Origin of the sequence: Methylorubrum rhodinum, from assembly GCF_014199935.1 — a bacterium.
Lineage (GTDB): Bacteria > Pseudomonadota > Alphaproteobacteria > Rhizobiales > Beijerinckiaceae > Methylobacterium > Methylobacterium rhodinum.
The window spans coordinates 218,355-243,949 of record NZ_JACHOP010000001.1 but is presented as its reverse complement, the minus strand read 5'-3'; the positions used below and the strand labels follow the sequence as shown (position 1 = coordinate 243,949).

Here is a 25,595-nt window from a genome sequence, read left to right as displayed (position 1 = left end):
TTCGGCGCGCCATGAGCACATACCGTTTCGAGACGCTGCTCGCTCCCCGCCGGATCGCGGTGGTGGGCGCCGGAGATCGCCCCGGCTCCGTCGGGCGCGCGATCATCGACGGGCTGCGCGCCGGCGGCTTCTCGGGCGAGGTGGTTCCGGTCCATCCCCGCGAGTCCAGCGTCGACGGCCTGCCCTGCGTATCCCGCCTCGCCGACCTGCCCGCCGCCCCCGACCTCGTGATGATCGCCACGCCGCCCTTCGCGGTGCCGGACATCGTGGAGGAGGCGGGCCGCGTCGGCGCCGCGTCGGCGGTGATCCTGTCGGCCCATCTCGGCCAGGGCGAAGCCGCGCCGCTGGGCGCCGCCCGCGCCTCGGCCCGGCGCCACGGGTTGCGGCTGATCGGCCCCGAAAGCGTGGGCCTGAGCGTGCCGGCGCAGGGCCTCAACGCCAGCCTGCTCGCCCGTCCGCCGACATCCGGCGACCTCGCGCTGGTCTCGCAATCCGGCACCGTCGCCTCGGCCATCGCCGAATGGGCCGGGCGGCGCGGCGTCGGCTTCTCGGCGGTGATGACGCTGGGCCGCTCGGCGGACGTGGACGTGGCCGACTGCCTCGACCACTTCGCCGAGGATTTTCGCACCCGCGCCATCATCCTCTCGCTCCACCACGTCGCCGACGCGCGCAAATTCCTGAGCGCGGCCCGCGCCGCGGCCCGCGCCAAGCCGGTGGTGGTGCTGCGCACCGGACGCCATGACGGGCTCGACCGCGCGCCGACGACCCATACCGGGGCCCTCGCCCGGCCCGGTGCCGTCTACGAGGCCGCCTTCCGCCGCGCCGGCCTCCTCGCCGTCGACGGGCTCGACGCGATGTTCTCGGCGGTCGAGACCCTGGGGCGCCAGCGCCCCTTCCCCGGCAAGCGGCTGATGATCGTCGCGAACGGGCGCGGCATCGGCGCGCTCGCCGCCGACGGCCTCGCCGACCGGGAAGGGGCGTTGAGCGCCCCCTCGGACGAGACGCTGACGAAGCTGGAGCCGGTGCGCCACGGCGCGCAGGCGAACCCGCTCGATCTCGGCATCGACGCGGTGCCGCGCGACTTCGCCCGCGCCCTCGAACCCCTGCTCGCCGACCGCGGCAGCGACGCCCTGCTGGCGATCCACGTCCCGACGGCGCGGGCCGGCTCCCGCGAGGTGGCGCAGAACGTGGCCGACGCGGTCGCCATGGGCCGGGCCGCCGGGCGCCGCAAGCCGGTCTTCGCCGTCTCGATCGGCGAGGACGAGGCGGTCCGGTCGATCTACGGGCGGGCCAAGATTCCGCTCTTCGCCACCGATGCCGACGCGGTCGAGGGCTTCCTGCATCTCGTGCGCTACCGCGAGGCTCAGGACGACCTGATGCGCACGCCGGATTCGCTGCCGCGCGACTTCTCCCCCGACATCGACGCCGCCCGCGCCGTGATCGAGCGGGCGATCCGTGAGGGCCGGACCTGGCTCGATCCGGCCTCCGTGGCGTCGTTGCTCGCGGCCTACCGCATCGACTCGGTGCCGAGCACGCTGGTCCCCGACCCCGACGGCGCGGCGGCCGCCGCGTGGCCGCTGATCGCGGCGGGACACACGGTGGCGCTCAAGCTCGTCTCGCCCGACGTGGTGCACAAGTCCGAGGTCGGCGGCGTGCGCCTCGGCCTCACCTCCGAGGCCGACGTGCGCGCGGCGGCCGCCGCGATGATCGCACGGGTGCGGGCCCAGCGGCCCGATGCGCGCATCGCCGGTTTCGCGGTGCAGCCGACCGTGCGCCGGGCGCAGGCGCGGGAGCTGATCGCGGGACTGGCCGAGGACCCGGTCTTCGGCCCTGTCGTCGTGTTCGGGCGCGGCGGCACCGCGGTCGAGGTGATCGACGACCGCGCGCTGGCGCTGCCGCCCCTCGACCTCGCGCTCGCGGGCGAACTGATCGGCCGCACCCGCGTGGCGCGCCGGCTCGCCGCCTACCGCGACGTGCCGGCGGCCGATACCGACGCCATCGCGCTCACGCTGGTGAAGCTCGCCCAGCTCGCCGCCGACCTGCCGGCGGTGCGCGAACTCGACATCAACCCGCTGCTGGCGGATGCCGACGGCGTCGTCGCCCTCGACGCGCGGGTGCGGATCGAGGCCGAGACCGGGCGCGAGCGCCGTCGCGGCAACTGGCACCCCCGCTTCGCGATCCGGCCCTATCCGGCCGAGTGGGAGCGCCGGCTGGTGGCGGGCGACCGGCGCGTCCTCGTCCGTCCGGTGCGGCCGGAGGACGAGGCGATGTTCCGCGCCTTCTTCGGGCAGGTCGACGCGGAGGACGTGCGCCTGCGCTTCTTCGCCCCCGTGCGCGACTTCAGCCACGCCTTCCTGGCCCGGCTGACCCAACTCGACTATTCCCGCGCCATCGCCTTCGTGGCGACCGAAGAGGGGATGGACGAAGCCCGGCGCATGCTGGGCGCGGTGCGGCTCCACGCCGACGCCAACCACGACCGGGGCGAGTTCGCGATCCTCGTGCGCTCCGACATCAAGGGCACCGGGCTCGGCATCGCCCTGATGCGGATGATGATCGACTGGGCGCAGGCCGACGGCATCGCCGTGATCGAGGGCGACGTGCTCGCCGAGAACAGGGCGATGCGGGGCGTCTGCCGCCAGCTCGGCTTCGCGGAGCGGCCGGCCCCGGACGAGCCGGGCCTCGTCAAGGTGACGCTGCGGGTGCCGGAGCGGACTCAGTCCTGAACGGCACGGGCCCCGCGGCGAATGCAGTCTCGAGGCCGGACCCGCTCTATACGGGATCCGCGGTCACGTGCGGGCGAAATCCTCGGCGGGCCTTTTCATTTGCCGATCGAGTCTCTATCGCGGCTGCGGCATGTCGAACGCGCCGCGAAAGCAGATCTTGCTCGTCACCTTCGGAAGCCGCGGAGACGTGCAACCGATCTGCCTGCTCGCCCAGGCGCTGGCCGAGGCCGGCCACGCGGTGCGGGTCGCGACCAACGCCGATTACGCGCGCACGGTCGCGAGCTACGGCGTCGCTTACGTCGATGTCGGCCTCGCCTTCGCCGAGACGTTTCGCGAGGCGTCGTTCGAGAAGGCCTTCCTGGAGCGCCACCGCCGACCGCTCGCCCTGCTCGGGACGGTGCGCCGCTACGGCGAGCGGATATCCGGCCTGATGCCGAACATCCTGCATCGCGTGATGGCGGAGGTGCACTCCGCCGACCTCGTGATCTACACCACCCTCGCGTGGTTCGCCGGCGCGCTGGCGAAGGAGGCCGGCATTCCGTCGGTCTACGTCGCCTATCAGCCGGTGGAGCCGACCGGCCGGTTCTCCTCGGTGCTGCTGAGCGGGCGGGATTTCGGCGCGCCGCTCAACCGGCTCTCCTACGAACTGATGCGCGGCGCCTCGCTCCTCACCTGGGGCGCCGTGCGCCGCTTCCGCCGCGACACCGGGAAGGGCCGTCTGCTCCGCCCCTGGACCTCCCCGGTCGGGCTCGCCCTGGCGCACGCGCACCAGATCCGCGCCTACAGTCCGGTCCTCGCCGGGCCGCACCCCGGCGCGGGTGCGACCGAGACCGGTTTCTGGCTGCGCGACGCACGTCCCGGCGAGGCGCTGCCGGAGGCGGTCGAGCGCTTCCTCGCCGAGGGTCCGCCGCCCGTCTATGTCGGGTTCGGCTCGATGCTGTGGGGCGCCCGGCGCAACACCCGCATCGTCATGGAGGCGCTTGCGCTCTGGGGCGGCCGGGCGATCGTCGCGACGGGCGCCGGCGGCCTCGCGCGCCCGGATTCCACCCCGCCCAACGTGCTCTTCGTCGGAAGCCTGCCGCACGCCCTGCTGTTTCCCCGGGTCGCAGCCGCGGTCCATCACGGCGGCGCGGGCACCACGGCGCAGGCGCTCGCCAGCGGGCTGCCCTGCGTGATCCTGCCGGTCGCCTCCGACCAGCTCTTTTGGGGGCGGGCGGTGGCGGCGCGGGGCGCCGCGGAAGCGCCGGTGCCGATCACCAAGATCGACCCGGCGACGCTGGCCGCCCGCATCTCGCGCGCGACCACGGATTCGAGCATGCGCGAGGCCGCCCGCCGGCTCGCCGTCGGCATGGCCCGCGAGCCGGGGCTACCCGGTGCCGTCGCCCGGATCGAGACGATGCTCGCATGACGGAAGAGGCCGCCGACCCTCTCGGATCGGCGGCCCCGGCGACAGGTCGGAACCGGATGGATCAGTGACCGCTCTCGGTCGCGTCGCGGGTCGACTCGTAGAGGAACCACGTGCGCTCCTCGGACTGGTCGATCCACTCCTCCAACAGGCTGGTGGTCGAGACGTCGTTGGCCTCGTCCGTGATCGCGTGCAGCTCGCGCATGTTGGCGGTCAGCGCCTTGTTGTCGTCCCGCAGCTCCTTGAGCATCTCGAGCGGGCTGACGTAGTCGGCGTTGTTGTCCTGAACGCGCTTCAGGCCCTCGGCCTGACCCAGCGAGCGCAGCGTGGTGCCGCCGATCTTGCGGGCGCGCTCGCCCACCGCGTCGATGATGCCAAAAATCTGCTCGGACTGCTCGTCGAGCAGCAGGTGGTAGTCGCGGAAGTTCGGGCCGCTGACATGCCAGTGGAAGTTCTTCGTCTTGATGTAGAGCGCGAAGAGATCGGACAGCAGCACGGTCAGGCCGTGAGAAATCTTCGTCACGTCCTCGGGGTTCAGGTCGGTCGGGGTGTTGAGCCGGTCGCTGGCGACGCGCAGCTTAGCCTTGGCCATCGGATAATTCCTCGAAACTGTTCACGACATGCGGCCGGCGAATACGATGCACCGGCGCTCATCGGGCAGAAGCGGGGATTCGAGGCGATTGTTCCGGCACGCATGGCAGCCTCCCTGTGGACGGGACGCCGCGCCGCAGGTCTTTTGGCTGGGCTGTCAGGTCCGTCCGCCGACGAGGCCGGGCGGCATCAGAGCGGGCTCGGCGTCGGGCGTGCGCTCGACCGGCGGCGCGGGCTTGCGGATCGGCGTCTTCGGCGCGACGGCAACTGCAGCTGGGGGCGCGACGGGAGCTGCGGCGGGCTTCGCGGCTTCCGGCTTGGCGAGGGCGGGGCGCGGCGGCGGGACCGCGTCGGGCTTGCGCGGGGCCGGGTTCGCCCGCGGCGTGATGGCGCCCGTGGTCGCCACGTCCGGCGCCGTGGCGGCGGCGGGCGCGGGGCTGTCGAGCCCGTAGATGTCGTCGCGGAAATGCACGCGCCCGTCGGAGGTCGCGTAGCCGGTCAGATACACGAAGGCGACCGGCGTCGGCTTCACCAGCTTGATGTCGCGGCGCTCGCCCGTGGCGATGCCGGTCTCGATCTCGATGGGTCCCCAGACCGAGCCCGGCCCGTTCGGCCCCTCGGTGCCCTGGAGCAGCCACGCGGCGAACTCCTTCACCTGCCCCACCCGGACGCAGCCATGCGAGTGGAACCGCACCGAACCCGCGAACAGCGATTTCGAGGGCGTGTCGTGCATGTAGATCGCGTGGCGGTTCGGCATGTCGATCCGCATCTGGCCCAGCGAATTGTCGAGGCCGGAATCCTGGCGCAGGGTGTAGTTGGCGGCCTTCTCGGTCGACCAGTCGATCGTCGTCGGATCGACCTCGACCCCGCCCGGACCGAGGATGCGGATGCGGTTCTTGGCGAGATAGCCCGGATTCTTGCGCATCGTCGGGATGATCTCGTTCTTGATCACCGAGATCGGCAGGGTCCAGGTCGGGTTGAGATTCACGTCGGTGATGCGGGTTTCCACCACCGGCGTCTGCTTGTCGGTCTTGCCCACCACCGCGACGAAGCGGCGCGTCACGGCGCCGTTCTCCACCGCCTCGACCGTGGCCGACGGGATGTTGACCGCGACGTAGCGCTCGCCGAAGGCGAAGTTCGAGCCCATCAGGCGCTGTGCCGAGGCGCGGAGCTGGCGTTGGCGCACATCCGCCGGCACGTTGAGCGCATTGAGCGTCAGCCGCCCGAAGATGCCGGCATCCGGCAGGCCGTGGCGGGCCTGGAACGCCCTGACGGCGGCGACCAGCGGCGGGTCGTAGCGGTCGGAGGGCGGCGCGTCGGCGGGAAGGTCGCCGGTCAGCGTCAGGTGATGGCGGAGCGACGGGATCGCCGGATGGCTGTCGCCGGGCTTCGGGGCGAAGTCGGCGGGCAGTGCCTTCCAGCCGCCGGCCTCGGCGTAGATCTGATAGCGCTCGGCGGCGCGCATCGTGTCCATGAAGGTCTGCGCCGTGTAGGTCGGCAGCGGGTCCTCCGAGACGCGGGCGTAGACCGTCGGCGGCAGCTCGCGCGACACCTTTTTGACGGGTGCGCCCTCTACGGGGGCGGCTTCGGCCTTCTCGGGTGCAGGCTTCGGCTCGGGCTTGGCCTCTGCCTTCGTCTCGGGTTTCGGCTCGGCCTTGAGTTCCGGCTTGGCCTCCGCCCTGCCCTCGGCCCGCGGCTCGATCCGCAGGTTGATCTTGGAATCCACCGGTTCGGCCCGCAGCGGAGCGGCGAGCAGGAGGGCCAGCGCGGCTGCGGTGCCGCCGAGCAGCCGGGCACGGGGCAAGCCGCGCGGGGCACAGGAAACGCCGCGCGGAGCGAAAGTAACATGCGGCATCGCGGATCTCGTCGGGGTCACGGCGCGATTGTCGGCCGCGTTGGTTACCATCTCCCTGCGCGCGGCCGTTCGCGACTGTGCCGCGACGCGCCGTCCCTCGCGGTGGTGCCCGCGTCCGGGATGTGCAAAACCCGGCTCACCGGCCGCCCCGCGAGACCCCCGTGAGCAAAGCCCGCCCCTCGGAAAAGACCCTGCTGACGCCGGAGCGCCGGCCGGACGACGCCGATCAGTCGATCCGCCCCCTCAGCCTGTCCGAGTTCATCGGCCAGCGGGCGGCGCGCGCCAACATGCAGATCTTCATCGAGGCGGCGAAGAAGACGGCCCAGGCCCTCGACCACGTGCTGTTCGTCGGCCCGCCGGGGCTGGGCAAGACCACGCTCGCCCAGATCGTCGCCCGCGAACTCGGCGTGAACTTCCGCTCGACCTCGGGGCCGGTCATCGCCAAGGCGGGCGATCTCGCGGCGCAGCTCACCAATTTGGAAGAGCGCGACGTGCTCTTCATCGACGAGATTCACCGCCTCAACCCGGCGGTGGAGGAAATCCTCTATCCGGCGATGGAGGATTACCAGCTCGACCTCATCATCGGCGAAGGGCCGGCCGCCCGCTCGGTCAAGATCGAGCTGCCGAAGTTCACGCTGGTCGGCGCCACCACCCGCGCCGGCCTGCTGACGACGCCCTTGCGCGACCGTTTCGGCATCCCGATCCGCCTCGAATTCTACGAGATCGACGAGCTCGAACTCATCGTGCGCCGCGGCGCCCGCGTGCTCGGCCTCGGCATGTCGGAGGAGGGCGCCAACGAGATCGCCAAGCGGGCGCGGGGCACCCCGCGCATTGCCGGGCGCCTGCTGCGCCGGGTGCGCGACTTCGCCATCGTCGCGGACGCGCCGATGGTGACCCGGGAGATCGCCGACCGGGCGCTGCAACTCCTCGACGTCGATCCCGTCGGCCTCGACGTCATGGACCGCAAGTACCTGACGCTGATCGCCGCCTCGTTCGGCGGCGGGCCGGTCGGCATCGAGACCATCGCCGCCGCGCTCTCCGAGCCGCGCGACGCCATCGAGGACATCATCGAGCCCTACCTGATCCAGAAGGGTTTTGTGCAGCGCACCCCCCGCGGGCGGGTGCTGACCCCGCACGCCTTCCGCCACATGGGTTTTGCCGAGCCGCGGCGCGATCCGGCGACGCAGTTCGGGCTGTTCGGCGGCTCGGACGATCCGGAAGCCTGAGGCCGATGCCGGTGCGGATCACCCGCCGGTCGGTGCTGACGGGGATCGGTAGCGTCGCGCTCGCCGGCCTCGGCACGGGCGCCTACGCCGTCGGCATCGAGCCGATGCGGCTCGTCGTCACCCGCTACGCCCTGCGCCCGCTCGGGCCCTGGTCGGCGGGCTTCACCTTACGCATCGTCGCACTCGCCGACCTCCACGCCTGCGAGCCGTGGATGCCGCTCCCGCGGATCGCGGGCATCGTCGCCACCGCCAACGGGCTCGGCGCCGACGTGGTCGTGCTGCTCGGCGACTACGTCTCGGGCATGAACGCGGTCACACGCTACGTGGACGCCGCCGAGTGGGCGCCGGTCCTCGGCGGCTTGAAGGCGCCGCTCGGCACCTACGCCATCCTCGGCAACCACGATTGGTGGGAGGACCGCACGGCGCAAACGCGCGGCGCCGGCCCGACCATCGCAGGCGCGGCGCTCGCGCGAAACGGCATCCGGGTGCTGGAGAACGAGGCGCTGCCGCTGACGGTCCGCGGCCAGACATTCTGGCTCGCGGGGCTCGGCGACCAGCTCGCCTTCCTGCCGAGCCGCAAGCGCCGCGGCGCGGCCGGCATCGGCCTCGACGACCTACCCGGCACGCTGGCCAAAATTCCCGACGGCGCACCCGCGATCCTGCTGGCGCACGAGCCCGACATCTTTCCCAACGTGCCGCCGCGGATCGCCCTGACGCTGTCGGGCCACACGCATGGCGGGCAGGTGCGCCTGTTCGGCCGGGCGCCGGTCGTGCCCTCGCGCTACGGCGCCCGCTACGCCTACGGCCATGTCCGCGAGCAGGCCGACCTCATCGTCTCCGGTGGCCTCGGCATGAGCATCGCCCCCGTGCGGTTCGGCGTGCCGCCGGAAATCGTCGTGGTCGATCTCGGCGACGAGGCGGCGTGAGTCGCATGCTTCAGAAGCATGGCTCATCGGAACTCAGGGCAAGGCGGGAATTGCCGTTGGCCTGAGACCCCTCGCCGGAGCATCAGCCTGCCCCAATTCAAGCCACTGAAGAAAAACACGTTCGCCTCACGACGGTCTGGGATCGTACGAACGGCCACGCTCCCCTGATCCCGTGATCACAGGTTTGTGTGCATGCGGAACACGCAGGACGCACACCGGTTGGGGGCCCGACTGCGCGCTCCGTGAGCGCCGGCAAATCAACACCAGACAAAATCTTCGAAGGAAGACCCCGCCATGAAGTCGACCGTGCTCGCCGCCCTCGGCCTGTCCGTCGCCGCCCTCGCCACGCCTGCGCTCGCACAGGACGCCCTGCCGCTGCGCATCGGCGCCGACGCGCCGATCGGGGCCGCCGCGACCTCGACCCCGGAATTCCGCGCCGAGGCCCTGCGCTCGGACGCCGCCAGCATCGAGGCGAGCCGCATCGCCCTGGAGCGCTCCCGCAACCCGCGCGTGCGCAACTACGCCAACCGGGTCCTGACCGAGCGTGAGGCCACCACCAAGGCGCTTCTGCCGCAGGGCACCTCGCTCTCGGCCACCGGCCGCGTCGTCCCGGACAACCAGGGCATCGAGACCCGCCTCGACAACCCGGTCGGCCTCGTGCTCGCCCCGGTGACGATTGCCGCCAACATCGGCGCCGGCATCGTCGGCGGCGTGCTCGGCGGCGTCGGCCTCGTGGACAACAGCCCGGCCGAGCCCGGCCGCCGCGTGGCTCTGGGTCCGAACGGCCAGAACCGCCTGGAGCGCCTGCGCGCCGCCCGCACCGCCCGCGAGTTCGACCGCACTTACGTCGATCAGCAGGCCCGCTCCGACGCCCGGACGCTCGCCCTCTACGACGCCTACGCCCGCAACGGCGATAGCGCCGCCGGCCGCACCTTCGCCAACGAGGCGCTGCCCTACATCGCCGACGAGCACGCCCACTCGGCCAGCCTCGCCGGCAGCATCGGCGGCTGATTCTTTTCGGATATACGGACGACGGCAGGGCCGCTCCTCGGGGCGGCCCTTTCGTCATTTCACACGACCCCCGCCGTCATTCCGGGGCCGCGGAGCGGAACCCGGAACCCACCCGTGATGCGCGGCCATACGAGGCGTCGCGGCCAGTCTTGGATTCCGGGTTCGCCTACGGCGCCCCGGAATGACGGCGTGAGCGAAGAAGAGACACCGTGCGTCCGGTCGCTCTTCGATAATGGACCCGTTAAACCGAACCACAACGTAGCGGAGGCTCACGGACCCGTATGACCTCGACGCCTCCTGCCAACGCCCACCGCCTGCCGCTGCGCGTCTACTACGAGGACACCGACTTCTCCGGCTTCGTCTATCACGCGAGCTACCTGCGCTTCATGGAGCGGGGACGCACCGAATTGCTGCGCGGCCTCGCGGGCGACCAGTCGGAGATGCACCAGGAGGGCGCCGGCATCGTCTTCGTCGTGCGCAAGATGAATCTCGACTTCCTCAAGCCCGCCCGCATGGACGACCTGATCGATGTGGTGACGTGGTCGAGCGAGCTGCGCGGCGCCTCCATGCATCTCACGCAGGAAGTGCGGCGCGGGGACGACACCCTGGTGCAGGCCGAGGTCGTCGTCGCCTGCGTGCGCGACGGGCGGGCGATCCGGCTGCCGGAAGGCCTGCGGGCGGCGCTGTCACGCACGCACCGCACCATCGCAACCGTTCCTTAACCCTGACAGGTGTTGAAACGACCCTCGATAACGGCGGTGCCGTGCCCCGAAAGGGCGCGACCCAACCTTTCTTTCGACAGATTCGCGAGTGATCTCAAAGCCCATCACTCCACGGATCGGTCGGGCAGTCCGGCGCGCAGCGGCGCGGCCCTGACGACGCGAGGGATCGTTCGATGACGCCAGCCGACGCGATGCACGCCGCCCCCGCCGTGGACATGAGCCTGTTCGGCCTGTTCTGGCAGGCCCACTTCGTCGTCAAGCTCGTGATGGTCGGGCTGCTCGGCGCCTCGATCTGGTGCTGGTCGATCATCGTCGACAAGACGCTGCTGTTCCGCCGCGTCGAGGCCGAGATGGACGCCTTCGAGGAGGCGTTCTGGTCCGGCCGCTCGCTCGAAGAGCTCTACCGCTCGTTCAACGACCGCCAGCCGACGGGGCTGGGCGCGCTGTTCGTCGCCGCCATGCGCGAGTGGAAGCGCTCGTTCGAGGGCTCGGGCCGGCAGATCCACTCGCTGTCGCAGCGGATCGACAAGGTGCTCGACGTGACGATCCAGCGCGAGGTCGAGCGGCTCGATTCCCGCCTGCTGTTCCTCGCCTCGATCGGCTCGGCCGGCCCATATATCGGCCTGTTCGGCACGGTGTGGGGCATCATGACCGCCTTCACCTCGATCGCGGCCTCCAAGAACACCTCGCTCGCCGTCGTGGCGCCGGGCATCGCGGAGGCGCTGTTCGCCACCGCCATCGGCCTGTTCGCGGCGATCCCCGCGGTGCTGGCCTACAACAAGCTCCAGGCCACCGTCTCCAAGTCGCAGTCGCGGCTGGAGGGCTTCGCCGACGAGTTCTCGGCGATCCTCTCGCGCCAGATCGACGAGCGCCTCTCGGTCGCCGCCTGATCCCGCCCGTTCGACAGGAGCCGATCCCATGGCCATGACGCACGGCGCGGGCAACGGCGGCCGCAAGCGCCGCCGCCGCGGACGCCGCGGGACGGGTGCGATCAACGAGATCAACATGACGCCGTTCATCGACGTCGTGCTGGTGCTCCTGATCGTGTTCATGGTGGCGGCCCCGATGATGACGGTCGGCGTGCCGCTCGACCTGCCGCAATCGAAGGCGAGCCCGCTCAATTCCGACGTGAAGCCGATCACGCTGTCGATCCGCCGCACCGGCGAGATCTATCTCGGCGAGATCGAGCTGAAGGACGACGACATCGTCCCGCAACTGATGCAGACCGCCAAGTCCGGTACCGAGGACCGCGTGTTCGTGCGCGGCGACAAGCGGGTCGATTACGGCCGCGTGGCGCAGGTGATGGCGATCGTGACCGGCGGCGGCTTCAAGAAGGTCGCCCTCGTCACCGAGCCGGACAATTAAGGGAGTTCGCGGACCCGTGGCTCTGCGCTGGCCCTTCAAGGAACTCGACCGCCGGGAACCGGGCGTCTGGATCTCGGGCGCCGCGCATGCCGCCGTGCTGGGCGTGGCCCTGTTCGCGGTCGCCGCGCCGGCGCTGCCGGACGCGCAGGAGGGCGTGCCGGTCGAGGTGCTGACCGAGCAGGAATTCTCGGAGATGACGCGCGGCCAGCGCGACGCCGAGAAACCCGAGAACACCCCCAACCGCGCCGATCGCGTCTCGGAAAAAATCGAGGAGCGCGAGCCCGAGAACGCGAAGGTGGATGCGCCAACCGCGCCCACCCGCACCGCCGACGTGAAGGTCGCCTCGGTCGATGCGATGCCGCTGCGCTCCGACACCGCCGACCCGGTGAAGGAGGAGGCCGAAGCGGCTGCCGCAAAGGCAGCCGCCGCCAAGGCGGAAGCCGCGAAGGCCGAGGCCGCCAAGGCGGCGGAAGCCAAGGCGAAGGCGGAGGCGAAAGCCAAGGCCGATGCGACGGCAAAAGCGGAAGCCGCGAAGGCCGCCGCCAAGGCCGAGGCCGAGAAGCGCGAGGAATTGCAGAAGCTGATCGAGCGCGAGGAGGCGGAAGCCGAGGCCAGGGAAGCCGCGAAGGCGGAAGCGAAGGCCAAAGCCGAGGCCAAGGCGAAGGCCGACGCGAAAGCCAAGGCCGAGGCTAAGGCCAAGGCGGACGCGGAAGCGAAAGAAGCCGCAAAGGCGGAAGCCGAGGCCAAGGCGCGCGAGGCCGAGCACCAGAAGCAGCTCGCAGACGCCAAGGCGAAGGCGGACGCCGCCGCCAAGGCCGAAGCCGATGCGAAAGCCAAGGCCGAAGCGGCGGCGAAAGCCAAGGCCAAGGCGATGGCCGACGCGAAGGCCAAGGCGGACGCCGAGGCCAAGGCGCGCCAGCAGGCCGCGCTCGCCGAAAAATTCAACGCGGGCGACATCCGCCAGACGCTCGCCTCGCACGCCGCCTCGCAATCGACCGGCTCGACCGGCCGCGAGGTGCAGCGCACGGCGTCATTGGGCGCGGCCAGCGGCAACGCGCAAAAACTGTCGCCGTCGCTGCGCGACGCGCTTGTCGGCATGCTGCAGCAGCAGATCGAGCGGTGCTACTCGGCCCCGCCCGGCGCGGCGCAGGGGGTGGTGCTGCCGATGCTCGATATCCGTCTGAACCCCGACGGCTCGCTCACCAACGAGCCGCGGATCATGCGCGGCGGCGCCAACGCCGTCGATCAGTCGATCGCCCAGGCGGCGCTGCGCGCCGTGCGGCGTTGCGCCCCCTACAAGATCCCGGCCCAATACGCGCCGTATTACAACGACTGGAAAGCCATCAACGCCGAGTTCGAGTTCTCGCCCGTCTGAGCGCGAACGCCCGGCGCCTTTTCGTTTCCCAGCGAACCTCTTCGGACGACTTCCCATGCCTGGAAAAACCTTCACCCGGCGCGCCCTCCTGCCGGCGCTCTCGGCCGCCCTCGGCGTCCTCGCCCTGGCGCTGCCGGCCGCCACGCCCGCCCACGCCCAACTTCAGCTGCGCATCGGCAGCGGCGCGTTCCAGCCGATGCCGATCGCGGTGGCGGACTTCTCGGGCGACGCCAGCCTCGGCACGCTGGTGGGCAGCGTCATCACCAACAACCTGCGCCGCTCCGGCTACTTCACGCCGCTGGACAAGGCCCGCTTCCCCGAGAATCCGAGCTTCGACGCCGCGCCGAACTTCGAGGCCTGGAAGGGCACCGGGGTGCAGGCGCTGGTGACCGGCCGGGTCGGGCGCGACGCCGCGGGCCGCCTCACCGTCGCGTTCCGGTTGTGGGACGTGGGTTCGGGCCAGCAGATGACCGGCCAGCAATACGGCACCGATGTCGCCAACGCGCGCCGCACCGGGCATCTCGTCTCGGACGCGGTCTACACCAAGATCACCGGCCTCGGGCCGTGGTTCGACAGCCGCGTCGCCTTCGTCGACGAATCCGGCCCGAAGGAGAACCGCCGCAAGCGGCTGATGGTGATGGATCAGGACGGCGCCAACGTCCGCGCGCTCACCGGCGGCGGCGATGTCGCCGTGGTGGCGCCGCGCTACTCGCCCGCCGGCCAGGATATCGCCTTCATGACCCAGGCGACCGGCCAGCAGCCCAAGGTGCAGATGATCGACCTCGAGACCGGCCAGAGGCAGACGGTCGGCAACTTCGCCTCCATGAGCGCGAGCCCGCGCTTCTCGCCGGACGGGCGCCGCCTGGTGATGAGCGTGCAGCAGGGCGGCAACGCCGACATCGTCACGGTGGATCTCGGCTCCAAGGCGCAGACACCGATCACGCAGGGGCTGGCCATCGACACCTCGCCCTCCTACGCGCCGGACGGCAGCCAGATCGTGTTCGAATCCGACCGCGGCGGCTCGCAGCAGGTCTACGTGATGGGCGCCGACGGCTCGAACCCGCGCCGCATCTCCTTCGGCGAGGGCTCGGCCTCGCAGCCGGCGTGGTCGCCGCGGGGCGACCTCATCGCCTTCACCCGCCAGCGCAAGGGCGGCTTCGCCATCTGCGTGATGAAGCCCGACGGCTCGGGCGAGCGGGTGCTGACGGAAGGCTTCCACAACGAGAGCCCGACCTTCGCACCCAACGGCCAGTACGTGATGTTCTTCCGCGACCCCGGCGGCCAGGGCGGCGGCAAGCTCTACATGGTCGACATCACCGGCAAGGTCGAGCATCCGGTGCCGACCCCGAGCTACGCTTCGGACCCGACGTGGTCGCCCTTGCTGGCAGGGCGGTGAGCCGGCGCTCATGGAGCGCTCTGAAAGTCGAAGCGACGGGTGAAGTCAGAGCATGGCCCCGGATGACCTATTTCGGGACCATGCTCCGGGCGGAATCGCCGCCGGATCGCCTCAACCGTATTTCAAAAGAGAATCGTTTCTTGTGCGGTAATTGCACAAGACGAACTCTCGTCCTTGCTGCATAGACGTTGCCGCCGCGCAACAATGATTGGATATCGCAGCGGGTGTTGCAGCAGGACGATTGTCGGCCCGGCCCGCGCCGCGTACAACCTGGGGTCTGTCAACCCGAGACCCCCCATGTCCATCAATCTCGTCAACGTCGGCGACCCGCTCGACACCAGGGCCTACCTGAGCAGCAGTGGCGTCGACGTGGTGGTGCCCCTGAAAGACGGCGGCTACACCATGGTCGTCCGGGAGGCTCCCATCGGCTTCACGTCGTGGCCGAACGACGCCCCGAAGAATTACCTCGTGACGGTTGGGGCGAACGGTGTACCGGTCGGCAAGCCGATCCTGCTCGGCGAGATCAACAACAACGGAGTCAGGATCAGCGACATCGAAATCAAGGCGGCGAAGGCCTTGGCGGATGGCTCGCTGCTCGTTTCTGTCAGCTCGGATTACGGCAGGACGGCCTCGCTCGGAACGGTGAGCAAGTCCGGAGCGATCGAGACCTTCTACTCGGCGCCCCTCCTGAACGAGGATGGGGGCACGGCCTACCCGTCCTCCGGCAACGTCGCCTTCGGCAAGGACAACACGATCGCGCTGGCCCGGATCGCATCGGACAACACCGGCCTCTATCGGACCGTCGATATCCTGAGCCCGGATCGCAAGCTGGTCGCCTCCGTCGCCATCGACCGGAACGTCAAGGCGGATGTGAACGGTTCGACGGAGGTCACGGCGCTGGCCGACGGCCGCTTCCTCGTGACCTGGGTCGAGGAAGCTGCGAAGACGACCGTCGTCAAGGCACAGGTCGTCACGAAGCAGGGCAAGCTGGACGGCTCGGCCTTCGTCGCCGCGCGTGTCGACGACCTGGGCACGCCCGGCGTCACCCAGATCGAACACGAAGTGGCGGCGCTCGCCGATGGCGGCTTCGCGATCACGCTCGAGAGCAGCGAGTCGTACTACGATCCGAAGGATCCAAAAGCCAGCATGGCCGTCCGCGGCAGCATCGAGGGCAAGGTCTGGATCCGGACGGAGAGCGGCGCACTCAAGGCCGGGCCCAGCCACGTCACCGTGGCGAAGGCGGACGCGAAGTCGGATGGCACCTTCCTCAAGGGCTTGGCGGGTTTGTCGGACGGCCGGTACATCGAGATCATCAAGGAGCAGTTCACGACCGCGGCCGGGGGCGCGGAGAGCACGCTGAAGGGGTACGTCTACGACAGCGCCGGAGACGCCACCGGCGAGGTCGTCGATTTCCTCTACGCGTCGAGCGCGGCGGGTCGCTTGACCGCCTCCAACGCCGTCACGGCCCTGGCCGACGGGCGCTTCCTGATGACCTTCCGGAACTCGCTCGCTTTCCAGGGGCCCGACCACGGCACGATCCAAGCCTACGGCCTGTCCACGGCCGGGTTCGTCACGGTGAAGGGGGCCACCGCCGGAGCCGACGTGCTGAAGGGGAGCGCGACCCTCAACCTCGCCGAGTCGATCGATGGCGCCGATGGCGACGACCGCCTCTCCGGCTTCGGGGGCAACGACCGTCTCTTCGGCGGCAGGGGCCGGGACGTCCTCGACGGCGGCAAGGGCGCCGACCGGATGGAGGGCGGAAAGGACAGCGACACCTACATCGTCGATCATTTCGGTGACATCGTCATCGAGGCGTCCAGGTCCGGCGTCGATACCGTCCGGTCCTCGGTCAGCTACGGCCTCACCGCCAATGTCGAGAACCTCACCCTGACCGGTACGAAGGCGATCGACGGCCACGGCAACGCCCTGAACAACGTCCTCGTCGGCAACGCGGCGGCCAACGAACTCATCGGGTTCGGCGGCAGCGACGTGATGCAGGGGGGGGCCGGCAACGACACCTACTACGTCGATGACGCGGGCGATCGGGTGTTCGAGAAATCCGGTGAAGGCACCGATACGGTCAAGACGAGGGTCAGCTACACATTGACGGAAGATCAATCGATCGATGTCTTGAAAACGGACTTCGTCGATGCGGATGCGAAACTGACCCTGATCGGAAACAACCGGAGCAACGTCATCGAGGGCCATCGAGGGTCCGACATCATCAATGGGAAGGCCGGCTCGGACATTCTCAGCGGCGGTGACGACAGCTATATCCGCGATGTGTTCGTGTTCGATACCACGCTCGGAAAGTACAATATCGATCGGATCACGGATTTCAGCACCGGATGGTTCAATGCCGACATGATCCAACTCGACGACGCGATCTTCAAGGGGCTCGCGAAAGGCGAATTGGCGGCGTCGGCGTTCAAGAACACGGCGCGCGGGTCGATCGACGCCGACGACCGGATCCTCTACAATGAGAACACCGGTGCGCTGTCCTACGACGCGGACGGGAGCGGCAAGGCCAAGGCGGTGCAGTTCGCCGTGCTCGGCGAGGTCGGGGCGACGACACATCCGGAACTCATGTCGTACCAGATCTTCGTCGTCTGACGCAGGACATCGCCCGCGCAGTCGAAAGGCTGCCGGGCATCCGCCGAGACCGCGGCGGAAGCGCTCCACAGGTGGGGCTGGTGCGTGTTCGAAGACGTGCCGTGTCGGCCGCTTCTGCGCCCCTAGGGAGTCGCTTCCGTCCGGTGCTCGTATGGGGCCGCTCAGTCCGGGACCGAACTCAATCCCGGGCCTTCGTTGCGGCTTCCTGCTGCGGTGGAGTCATCCCTGTCTCCTCCAGCTTCCGCCAAGAAATCGCGTGCGGAGAGCGCCGTTTCCTGGCCGATGTGCTTGCTGTCGCGAAGCACTTGAGGAGGTTGCGACCGTATTGGCCCGGCGTCAAGACGGAAAAAACGGCCACGCTCTCAAGATATCGTCCTGCGCGCCGCCCGACAGCGAAAACCGTGAGCCGGCAACGACTTGCCGGCCGCACTTTTTTTGCGAGCCGCCCCGTCCGGCCTACCGACCTTCCAGCATGCGGTTCTTCACGAGGTAGCGGATGCCGCGGTCGAAGGATTCGTCGGTGTTGCCGCGCAGATCGACGCTGTAGGCCTGCTCGGGTGCGCTGTTCCTGAGCGGCTTCACGTAGACGTTGATGTTGAGGATCAAATTCGAGACCTTCTGGACCTCGCCGGTGATCGCCGCATCCGCCCCGAGCTTCTTGGCGAAATCGTCGGCGCAACCGTTGCAGGCGCGGAGATCCGAACTGTTCCTCACCGCGTCCCGGACCGGGTCGGTCGAGACGACGGCGTAGCGCCCGCTCTCGGTCAGCAGCGTGCGAAACGTCTCGCTGGTCCGGCGCAGGCGCGCGCGGTCCTCCTCGGTCGGCTCCGTCGGCGCGCCGCGGGCGAACTGGAAATCGAAGACGGCAGCCTTCTCAGGTTCGGCTCGGGCGACCGTGGCGGCGAGACCGATGGACAGACCGGCGGCGGCCAACGACAGGGAATGCATCCGGAAATCCTCCCAACATCGCCCTCGGGTCGGGCGTGGCATCGGGGGGAACGCATCGTCACGCAGCTTTGCTCAAAAGTCGGGCGGACCGAAACAATTCAGCATCATTGTCGGCGCAGGCTTCCAACCTGACCCCGCTTCCTTTCCCCCGAAGGCGGGGCAGGCCGGCGGGCCGGCGCGATGCGAAATCCCCCGGCAGAAGCGCCGGCCCGTCTGCTTCCTCCGACCATGTCGGACCGTTTCCGACCGATCCGCCCGGTTGATACGAAGCGGCGATGATCATGACTCATCGCCGATTGCCCGCGCGACTGCGCGGCGGCGGCCGTCCGCCGGACGCACGGAACAGGACCATCGGTCATGGTCCGTGCAACTTGGTATGACAACCCAAACCGTCATGGCGAGGCGAAGCCGAAGCGATCCAGGGCTCCGCATCCTCCGAAGCGGGCGAACCGCTGAATGAAGCGGCTTCAACGGCACGCGATCCGGAGGTTCCGGCAGCGGGGCGCACTGGATTGCTTCGGCTCCGCCTCGTAATGACGGGGAGGGTCCGAGGCAAGGAGCAACAAAGCCGATCAGATCGCCGAAAAGCCCCGCTGCACCGCCGGGCGGGCCAGCAGCGCCTCGCGCCAGCGGCGGACGTTGGGCAGTCCGTCGAGCGCCACGCCCTGCTTCTCGTGGAACTTCACCCAGGTCAGGCAGGCGATGTCGGCGATCGAGTAGGTCTCGGCGAGGTGCTCTCGGCCGTCGAGCCGCCGGTCGAGCACACGATAGAGCCGCTTGGCCTCCTCGGTGTAGCGATCGACGGCGTAGGGGATCTTCTCCTGCGCGTAGATGCGGAAGTGGTGGGCCTGCCCCAGCATCGGCCCGAGGCCGCCGACCTGCCAGAACAGCCACTCGTCGACCATGACGCGGGCGCGCTCGTCGGTCGGATAGAGACAGCCGGTCTTGCGCCCGAGATATTGCAGGATCGCACCCGATTCGAAGACCGAGATCGGCTGCCCGCCGGGCCCGTCGGGATCGACGATGGCCGGGATCTTGTTGTTGGGCGAGATCGCCAGGAAATCCGGCGCCATCTGCTCGCCCTTGCCGATGTTCACCGGCACGATCCGATAGGGGAGGCCGCATTCCTCCAGCATGATCGGGATCTTCCACCCGTTCGGGGTGCTCCAGGTGTGGACCTCGATCGGCCGGTCCGTCGTCACCGCCATGCTGGCATCCCGGATTGGGGCTCCTGCCGAGGGGCGGAGGCGCCCGCGACGGGCCCGTGCCCGTCCGTCCCGAAGGACGTAGCGCGGTTCGGGCCGGGGGCTCAAGCGCCGGGCCACGCTTCACGCGAACAGGATCGTCGTGCGCAAGCGTAACGGGCGCTTGCTCTTTGATCCCGGATACGGCTGAGATGCGCCCTACGGGCCGCGGGATCGCGAGTCCGGCCCACCGGAGTCGCCCGATGCTGCCTCGTCTCCTCGCCGCCTTCGCGCTCGCGGCGCCGCTCTTCCTGATGCAGGTCGCGCCGACGACCGCCCAGGCCGCCAAGGACGCCCCCAAGGAGACGGCGAAGGAGCCGAGCGTGGCGCAATCGGCGGCCCGCGAGCGGCAGAAGAAGTGCGGCGCCGAGTGGCGCGCGCTGACCGCCGCCGAGAAGACCGCGCAGGGCCCCAAGTGGCCGCAATACTACAGCAAATGCGTCAAGCGCCTGAAGGAGAAGAAGGCCTGACGGCCACGCGCGAGTTGCCCTGCGTGAACCGGAGGCGAGCCGTTCCGGTCGAGAGCCCGTGCGGTCGCGATCGGAAGGCCCGCCGGGATGCTGCGTGAACGCCGTGCCCTCCAGCGCAGTGTGGCGCTCGCCGCGATCCTGCCGGTCGCGGCGGGGCTCTACGGCGTGTTGACCGGCATCGACGGCCTCGGCACCGACCCGACGGCGAACGTCTCGGCGGACAGCCATTTCCGCTATCTCTCCGGGCTGCAGACCGGCATCGGCCTGCTGTTCCTCACCTGCGTGCCGGGGATCGAGGGCAAGACCACCCTGTTCCGCTTCCTCACCCTCGTCGTGGCGCTCGGCGGCCTCGCCCGGCTGCTCGGGCTCGCGCTGACCGGCGTGCCCTCGGTGACGATGCTGGCCGCCCTCGTCGTCGAACTCGGGCTCGCGCCGCTGCTCTGCCTGTGGCAGGCGCGGGTGGCGAACCGCGCCCGCGACGCCGCCCGAGACGGTGCCCTCCTGTCCGAGCCGGTGCGATGAGCCGGTCGGACGCCGGCGCTCGCGGTCCCGGAGCGCACCTCCTCGACGCCGTCGACTGGTGGGTACCGAAGCCCGCGGCGTGGGCCTTCGCGCTTCGAATCTGGCTCGCCATGATGCTGGCGCTCTACGCCGCCTTCTGGCTCCAGCTCGACAGCGCGTCCTCGGCCGTCGTCGGCGTCGCAATCCTGGCCCAGCCCAAGCGCGGGCAGGCGCTGTCGAAGGCGCTCTACCGTTTCCTCGGCACGCTCATCGGCGGCGCGGTGGCGATTTTCTTGATGGCGCTGTTCGCGCAGGACAGGGTGCTGCTGCTCGTCGGCTTCGCGGTCTGGCTGGGGCTGTGCGTGTTCGTCGCCCAGTTCCTGCAGGACACCCGCGCCTACGGGGCGATGCTGTCGGGCTACACGGTGGCGATCATCGCGGTCGCCCATATCGACGCGCCGCAGACCACCTTCGACGCCGCGGTCGGCCGCATCGCCGCGATCACCGTGGCGGTCGTGACGATCACCTTCATCAACGATGCGCTGGCCTCGCCGAGCACCTGGCAGGGCTTGCGCCCCCGGCTCGCCGACGCCTTCGCGGCGGCCAGACGCTTCGCTCGCGAGGCCCTGACCCGGGGCGATCCCGGCCCGGAGCGGACGGCGGCGCTGATCGGCACCATCGCGCCGATGCGGGGTGATGCCGGCGCCATCGCGGGCGAACTCGACGACGGCGTGCACCGGGCCGCGGGCGCCCGCAGCGCCATCGCGGCGCTCTACGTGCTGGCGGCGGCCAGCCGCGCGCTGGCCGCCGCCATGGCGCGTCTGCCCGAGCCCGACAGAATCGTGCGCGAGGCCCACGCGCTCGCCCTGCGCTCGGTCTCGGAAGGCTGCTCGGCGGACGACCTCGCCCGCGACGGCGCCCGCCTGCGCGACCTCGTCGATGAAGGCCTCGGGGGCGGCGAGCGCCCCCTCGACGAGGTGATGGCGCTGCAACGCGCGCTCGATGTCGCCAACGCCGCGACCTTCGCCGAGGACGGATTGCGGGCGCTCGGCGACGGGCACAAGCCCCTGCGCGACGTGGCTTTGCCGACGCATCGCGACTTCCAGGTGGCGCTGCGCGCCGCCTTCCGGGTCGCCATCGCCTTCGGGCTGACCGCCGGATTCTTCGTGCTGGCGGGCCTGCCGCAGACCTCCTTCGCCCTGGTGCAGGTGGCCGCGACCTGCTCGCTGTCCTCGGTGACGCCGGACCCGAAAAAATTCGCGCTCGGCGTGCTGATGGGCATGCCGCTCGCCGCATTCTGCGCCGGCACGATCCTGTTCGTGGTACTGAACGGCAACCAGGGCTTTCCCCTGCTCGCCATCGCGATGGCCCCGGTGGTGTTCCTCGCCTGCTTCCTCTCGCTCAACCCGCCGACCTTCACGGTGGGCTTCATCATGCTGGTCTTCACGCCGGTGATGATCGCGCCCGAGAACCCGCAGAGCTACGATCCGCAGACCTTCCTGATGAACGCGCTGCTGGTGGTGATCGCGGCCGTCATCCTGTTCCTGACGGTCCGGCTCGTCCTGCCGATCTCGCCCTCGCAGCACCGCGCCTTCGCCCTGGAAGAGGCGCGGCGCGACCTCGCCGAGGCGCTGGCCGGCGAGGGCGGCGACGCCACCACGCGCACCAGCCTGAACGCCGACCGGCTGGTCCAGTTCTCGGCCTGGAACTCCGGCAGCGGCGCGGTGCGCCGGGCGAGCCTCCACCACGCCTTCGCGCTCGCCCAACTGGAAGCGGCGGCCGCCCGCGCCCACGCGCAGCTGAGGCAGTTGCGGCATGTCGGGAGCCTGACCGGGCGGATCGGGCGGGCCCGCGAAGCGCTCGCCGCCGGCCGCTCGGACGCCCTCGATACGGCCGCCGCGGACCTGATCCGGGCGGCGGGCGGGGAGGGGCGCGAGGTGCGCCTGATGCTCGCGCGGGCCATCACCGATCTGGCGACGGCCGCGCGCGTTATCGGGCGGCACGGTCGCTTCTTCCGACGCCTCTCTCTTCCGAGTTCCTGAGGACGATGCGCCACGACATCACCATCGGCGGGGTTCTGGTCTCGCCCTTCGTCCTCGACGCGCTTGTCGCCTTCGCGATCCTCGTGGTGCTACGTGTCCTGTTCCGCCGGATCCGGCTCGGCCGCTTCGTGGCCAATCCGCCGCTGGCGGAGGCCGGGATCTATGTCTGCGTCCTCGCCCTCGTCGTGGTGCTGCTGTGAAGAACGACGATGCCCGCCCGGATGCCGGTGACGAGGCGCCGGAGGACGAGCCCCGCCCCGCCGGGCGCGAGGCCGCCCGCTCGGCCGACAGGCCGAAGGCCGGGCGGCGTCTGCGCGTCGGCAAGGTGTTTCGGCTGGCCGCGACCGCGGTGATCCTGGGCGTCGCGGGGCTGGCCGCCGCGGTGGTCTGGCAGTTCTACGTCACCGCCCCCTGGACCCGCGACGGGCGGGTGCGGGTGCAGGTCGCCAACATCGCCCCCCAGGTCTCGGGCTCGATCGTCGCGCTCAAGGTCGAGGACAACCAGGAGGTCAAGGTCGGCGACGTGCTCTACGTCATCGATCCGTTCGACTTCGAGGTCTCGGTGACCTCGGCCGAAGCCGAGGTGAAGAACCGCGAGGCCGACCTTCAGGTCAAGCAGGCGCAGGCTGCCCGCCGCGCGGCGCTTTCCACCGTCTCGACCTCGGTGGAGGAGAAGCAGCAATATGCGGGCACCGCCAAGATCGCCGAGGCGGCGCTCGACAGCGCGAAGGCCCAGCTCGCCCAGGCACGGAAGAATCTGGAGCGCACCCAGGTCCGCTCGACGGTGAACGGGCGCGTCACCAACCTGCTCCTGCGGGTCGGCGACTTCGCCGCGACAGGGACCGCCAACGTCCGGGTGATCGACACCGATTCCTTCTGGATCGACGGCTACTTCGAGGAGACGAAGATGGCCAACATCCGCGTCGGCGCGAGCGCCGAAATGGCGCTGATGGGCTACGCGACGCCGCTCCACGGCACGGTCGAGAGCGTGACGCTCGGCATCTCCACCGCCAACGCCGCGCCGAGCACGCAAGGGCTGCCGAACGTCGATCCGGTCTATACCTGGGTGCGGCTGGCCCAGCGCGTGCCCGTGCGCATCCGCATCGGCCGGGTGCCGCCGGAGGTGCGGCTGGTGGCCGGCATGACCGCGACGGTGGTGATCGAGGACGGCGCGGGCCAGCGTCCGGCCTGGGCCGAGGCCCTGCGCCAGCGCTTCCTCGGCCTCGTGCCCCCGTATCCGGACGCCGGATCGACGCCGAAGTGAGCCATCTCGGCTGCAGTCGAACTGCATATTTTTGCAGCCGATTGCCTCGTTCGACTGCAATTCCGGGCGATTGACGCAATCCTACGATCGCCTTTCCCTCGGCATTACTCCCGTTATCCCAACCTTAACGCTGCCTGCGCTTCATTCGACGGATCGGGCGGTCATCGCCCCGACGAGGCCGGCCGACGATGCGGAGCGAGGATTTCGAGGCGGGCTCTGCCGAGGCGTTCGGCGGCGTCGGCACGCTGCTGCGCCACGCCCTGCGGGCGAGCGGGCAGGCCGGGGACTTCACCCGCGAGATCCGGCGCCAGTCCCTCGGGGTCGATCGCTCGCTCGCCGCGACCCGCGGCAGCGTCGGGCGCGACACCGCCGCCGTGACCGCCGAGCAGCTGCGCGGCGAACTCACCGGTGCCGTGGCCGAAGCCATGAACAAGGTCACCGCCGAGATCGGGCGCATCGGCGAGCGCATCGACGCCAAGGCGGCGGAAGCCGCGCGCGTCGCCACCGCGATCGACGGCATCGGCGCCACCATCCGCATGCTCTCGCTCAACGCCACCATCGAGGCGGCCCGTGCGGGCGAGCACGGGCGCGGCTTCGCGGTCGTCGCGGCCGAGGTGCGGGAGCTGGCCGACCAGACCCGCGAGAGCGCGCGGCAGGTCGCCTCGGCCATCGACTTCTCCGACGTGCGTGCCGAGCTTCAGGCCCTGCGCATCTCGACCGACCGGGCGCTCGATGGACTGGGCACCGCCGTGCGCGCCACCGCCGACCGGATCGAGACGCTGCTCGGCGGCGTCGGCACGGAACTCGCCGCGATCAGCGCCAGCAACGCCTCGATCGGCGAGGCGCTCGGTGCCATGCAGACCTCGATCGAGCGCACCGAGACCAAGGCGCGGCGCGCCCTGGACCTCTCGCTGGAGGGGCTGGAGGCCGCCCGCGGCGGTCCTTCGCCGGACGTGACCCGCCACGGCCTCGCCCGGCCGAGCCCCGGCTTCGACCGGCTCGACGCCGTGCGGGCCCGTGGGCGTCTGCGGGTCGCCATCGAGCCGGCCTTCAAGGGCCTGTCCTTCCGCCAGCGCCAGGGCGGGCCGCTGATCGGCCTCGACATCGAGTACGTCCAGGCCTTCGCCCGCCATCTCGGCGTCGCGCCCGATTTCGTCGAGTGCCCCTGGGACCAGTGCACCGAGCTGTTGGAGGCCGGCGCCGGCCCGGGGGAGGCGCCCGCCGACATCGTCTGGTCGGCCCTGCCGCCGAGCGAAGCCTTCTCCGGCGTCGCCTATTCGCGGGCCTACACCTACCTGCACTACGTGCTGGCGCGCCGGGCCGGCGACGGCCGCATCCGGGGGCTCGCCGACCTCGAAGGCCGCACGCTCGGCGTCATCAACGATCCGAGCGCCTACGCCACGCTCACGAACGCGGGCATCCGCTGGGGCGACAATCTCCATGTCAAAGGCCGCCGCGTCGCGACGCTCGGCAGCCTCGTGCCGATGACCGACCAGGGCCGCCTCCACGACGCGCTGTCCGAGGGCATCGTCGACGCCTTCGCGGTCGACGCCCCGATCATGCACTGGGCCTGCACCCATTCGGACAGCCCCTGGCGCGGGCGTATCGAGATCCTTCCCGGCAACATCGCCCCGGCGCCCTGGTTCTACGCCGCGGCGGTGGCCGACCACCCGTCCTCCTGCCGCCTGCTCATGGCGGTGGACGCCTTCCTCGACCATTTCGTGACGAGCCCGGAGCGCGCCGCGATCGAGCGCCGCTGGCAGGGCGCCCCGGTCGCCGGCACTGCCGGCTACCGCGACGAACCCGGCAACCTGCGGGGCGCAGCCGAACTCGCCGCCGCCTACCGCGCCGCGACCGGCCGCGACCCGGCCCCGCTCGCCGGCGAGGCGACACGGCAGGCGGCGTGAGTCCTTTCGGA

The 25,595-nt window shown here is 70.4% G+C and carries 21 protein-coding genes; 17 read left to right on the top strand and 4 right to left on the bottom strand.

From position 1 onward, the window contains the following. Positions 1 to 11 precede the first annotated feature (11 nt). Entirely contained in the window at positions 12 to 2,723 is a 2,712-nt protein-coding gene (locus HNR00_RS01105) for a bifunctional acetate--CoA ligase family protein/GNAT family N-acetyltransferase (RefSeq protein ID WP_183563490.1), read from the top strand. 130 nt (positions 2,724 to 2,853) lie between these two features. Further along, the gene (locus HNR00_RS01100; protein ID WP_246390144.1) at positions 2,854 to 4,131 is read left to right on the top strand and encodes a glycosyltransferase; all 1,278 of its coding nucleotides are present in this window, start codon (positions 2,854 to 2,856) and stop codon (positions 4,129 to 4,131) included. A 61-nt stretch (positions 4,132 to 4,192) separates the two neighbouring features. Here HNR00_RS01100 and HNR00_RS01095 read toward each other — a convergent pair whose 3' ends face one another. Together HNR00_RS01095 and HNR00_RS01090 are read right to left on the bottom strand one after the other, a co-directional pair. Then, entirely contained in the window at positions 4,193 to 4,720 is a 528-nt protein-coding gene (locus HNR00_RS01095) for a Dps family protein (RefSeq protein WP_183563483.1), read from the bottom strand. 156 nt (positions 4,721 to 4,876) lie between these two features. Next, positions 4,877 to 6,574, bottom strand: a complete 1,698-nt coding sequence (locus HNR00_RS01090) for a L,D-transpeptidase family protein (RefSeq protein ID WP_183563480.1) — start codon at positions 6,572 to 6,574, stop codon at positions 4,877 to 4,879. Between the two features lie 161 nt (positions 6,575 to 6,735). On the opposite strand from HNR00_RS01090, the gene ruvB reads away from it, so the two are divergent. The 9 genes from ruvB to HNR00_RS01045 all read left to right on the top strand — a co-directional run bounded on the left by ruvB (position 6,736) and on the right by HNR00_RS01045 (position 17,208). After that, a complete protein-coding gene (gene ruvB, locus HNR00_RS01085; protein WP_183563477.1) occupies positions 6,736 to 7,800 on the top strand; it encodes a Holliday junction branch migration DNA helicase RuvB in 1,065 nt (354 codons plus the stop codon). Between the two features lie 5 nt (positions 7,801 to 7,805). Beyond that, the gene (locus tag HNR00_RS01080; protein ID WP_183563474.1) at positions 7,806 to 8,726 is read left to right on the top strand and encodes a metallophosphoesterase; all 921 of its coding nucleotides are present in this window, start codon (positions 7,806 to 7,808) and stop codon (positions 8,724 to 8,726) included. A 294-nt stretch (positions 8,727 to 9,020) separates the two neighbouring features. Beyond that, complete coding sequence (locus HNR00_RS01075; protein WP_183563471.1) at positions 9,021 to 9,737, top strand: DUF4142 domain-containing protein; 717 nt, start codon at positions 9,021 to 9,023, stop codon at positions 9,735 to 9,737. 281 nt (positions 9,738 to 10,018) lie between these two features. Continuing rightward, on the top strand, positions 10,019 to 10,459 hold the full coding sequence (ybgC, locus tag HNR00_RS01070; protein ID WP_183563468.1) for a tol-pal system-associated acyl-CoA thioesterase: 441 nt from the start codon (positions 10,019 to 10,021) through the stop codon (positions 10,457 to 10,459). Positions 10,460 to 10,632: 173 nt separating this feature from the next. Continuing rightward, a complete protein-coding gene (gene tolQ, locus HNR00_RS01065) occupies positions 10,633 to 11,349 on the top strand; it encodes a protein TolQ (protein WP_183563465.1) in 717 nt (238 codons plus the stop codon). 28 nt (positions 11,350 to 11,377) lie between these two features. Beyond that, positions 11,378 to 11,824: an ExbD/TolR family protein gene (locus tag HNR00_RS01060; protein WP_183563462.1), complete on the top strand. Its 447-nt coding sequence runs from the start codon at positions 11,378 to 11,380 to the stop codon at positions 11,822 to 11,824. Positions 11,825 to 11,840: 16 nt separating this feature from the next. Then, the gene (gene tolA, locus HNR00_RS01055; RefSeq protein WP_183563459.1) at positions 11,841 to 13,199 is read left to right on the top strand and encodes a cell envelope integrity protein TolA; all 1,359 of its coding nucleotides are present in this window, start codon (positions 11,841 to 11,843) and stop codon (positions 13,197 to 13,199) included. Between the two features lie 55 nt (positions 13,200 to 13,254). Further along, on the top strand, positions 13,255 to 14,595 hold the full coding sequence (gene tolB / locus HNR00_RS01050; protein ID WP_183563456.1) for a Tol-Pal system beta propeller repeat protein TolB: 1,341 nt from the start codon (positions 13,255 to 13,257) through the stop codon (positions 14,593 to 14,595). A gap of 297 nt (positions 14,596 to 14,892) precedes the next feature. Beyond that, positions 14,893 to 17,208, top strand: a complete 2,316-nt coding sequence (locus HNR00_RS01045; RefSeq protein ID WP_183563453.1) for a calcium-binding protein — start codon at positions 14,893 to 14,895, stop codon at positions 17,206 to 17,208. A gap of 456 nt (positions 17,209 to 17,664) precedes the next feature. Here HNR00_RS01045 and HNR00_RS01040 read toward each other — a convergent pair whose 3' ends face one another. Together HNR00_RS01040 and HNR00_RS01035 are read right to left on the bottom strand one after the other, a co-directional pair. Further along, positions 17,665 to 18,156, bottom strand: a complete 492-nt coding sequence (locus tag HNR00_RS01040; RefSeq protein ID WP_183563450.1) for a DUF3280 domain-containing protein — start codon at positions 18,154 to 18,156, stop codon at positions 17,665 to 17,667. Between the two features lie 572 nt (positions 18,157 to 18,728). After that, positions 18,729 to 19,364 carry a glutathione S-transferase N-terminal domain-containing protein gene (locus HNR00_RS01035; protein ID WP_183563447.1) on the bottom strand — a complete coding sequence of 212 codons (636 nt, stop codon included), beginning with the start codon at positions 19,362 to 19,364 and terminating at the stop codon, positions 18,729 to 18,731. Between the two features lie 239 nt (positions 19,365 to 19,603). Between HNR00_RS01035 and HNR00_RS01030 the strand changes: the two genes are divergently transcribed. From HNR00_RS01030 to HNR00_RS01005, 6 genes are all read left to right on the top strand, one after another. Further along, the gene (locus HNR00_RS01030) at positions 19,604 to 19,870 is read left to right on the top strand and encodes a hypothetical protein (RefSeq protein ID WP_183563444.1); all 267 of its coding nucleotides are present in this window, start codon (positions 19,604 to 19,606) and stop codon (positions 19,868 to 19,870) included. Between the two features lie 87 nt (positions 19,871 to 19,957). Further along, on the top strand, positions 19,958 to 20,392 hold the full coding sequence (locus tag HNR00_RS01025; RefSeq protein ID WP_183563441.1) for a DUF4345 domain-containing protein: 435 nt from the start codon (positions 19,958 to 19,960) through the stop codon (positions 20,390 to 20,392). After that, entirely contained in the window at positions 20,389 to 22,413 is a 2,025-nt protein-coding gene (locus HNR00_RS01020; protein WP_183563438.1) for an FUSC family protein, read from the top strand. The genes HNR00_RS01025 and HNR00_RS01020 overlap by 4 nt, the downstream gene beginning before the upstream one ends. A gap of 5 nt (positions 22,414 to 22,418) precedes the next feature. Continuing rightward, the gene (locus HNR00_RS01015) at positions 22,419 to 22,613 is read left to right on the top strand and encodes a DUF1656 domain-containing protein (RefSeq protein ID WP_183563435.1); all 195 of its coding nucleotides are present in this window, start codon (positions 22,419 to 22,421) and stop codon (positions 22,611 to 22,613) included. After that, positions 22,610 to 23,677, top strand: a complete 1,068-nt coding sequence (locus HNR00_RS01010; protein WP_183563432.1) for an efflux RND transporter periplasmic adaptor subunit — start codon at positions 22,610 to 22,612, stop codon at positions 23,675 to 23,677. Before HNR00_RS01015 ends, HNR00_RS01010 begins: the two co-directional genes overlap by 4 nt. Before the next feature lie 188 nt (positions 23,678 to 23,865). Then, positions 23,866 to 25,584: a methyl-accepting chemotaxis protein gene (locus HNR00_RS01005; protein WP_183563429.1), complete on the top strand. Its 1,719-nt coding sequence runs from the start codon at positions 23,866 to 23,868 to the stop codon at positions 25,582 to 25,584. The last annotated feature ends 11 nt before the right edge of the window (positions 25,585 to 25,595 follow it).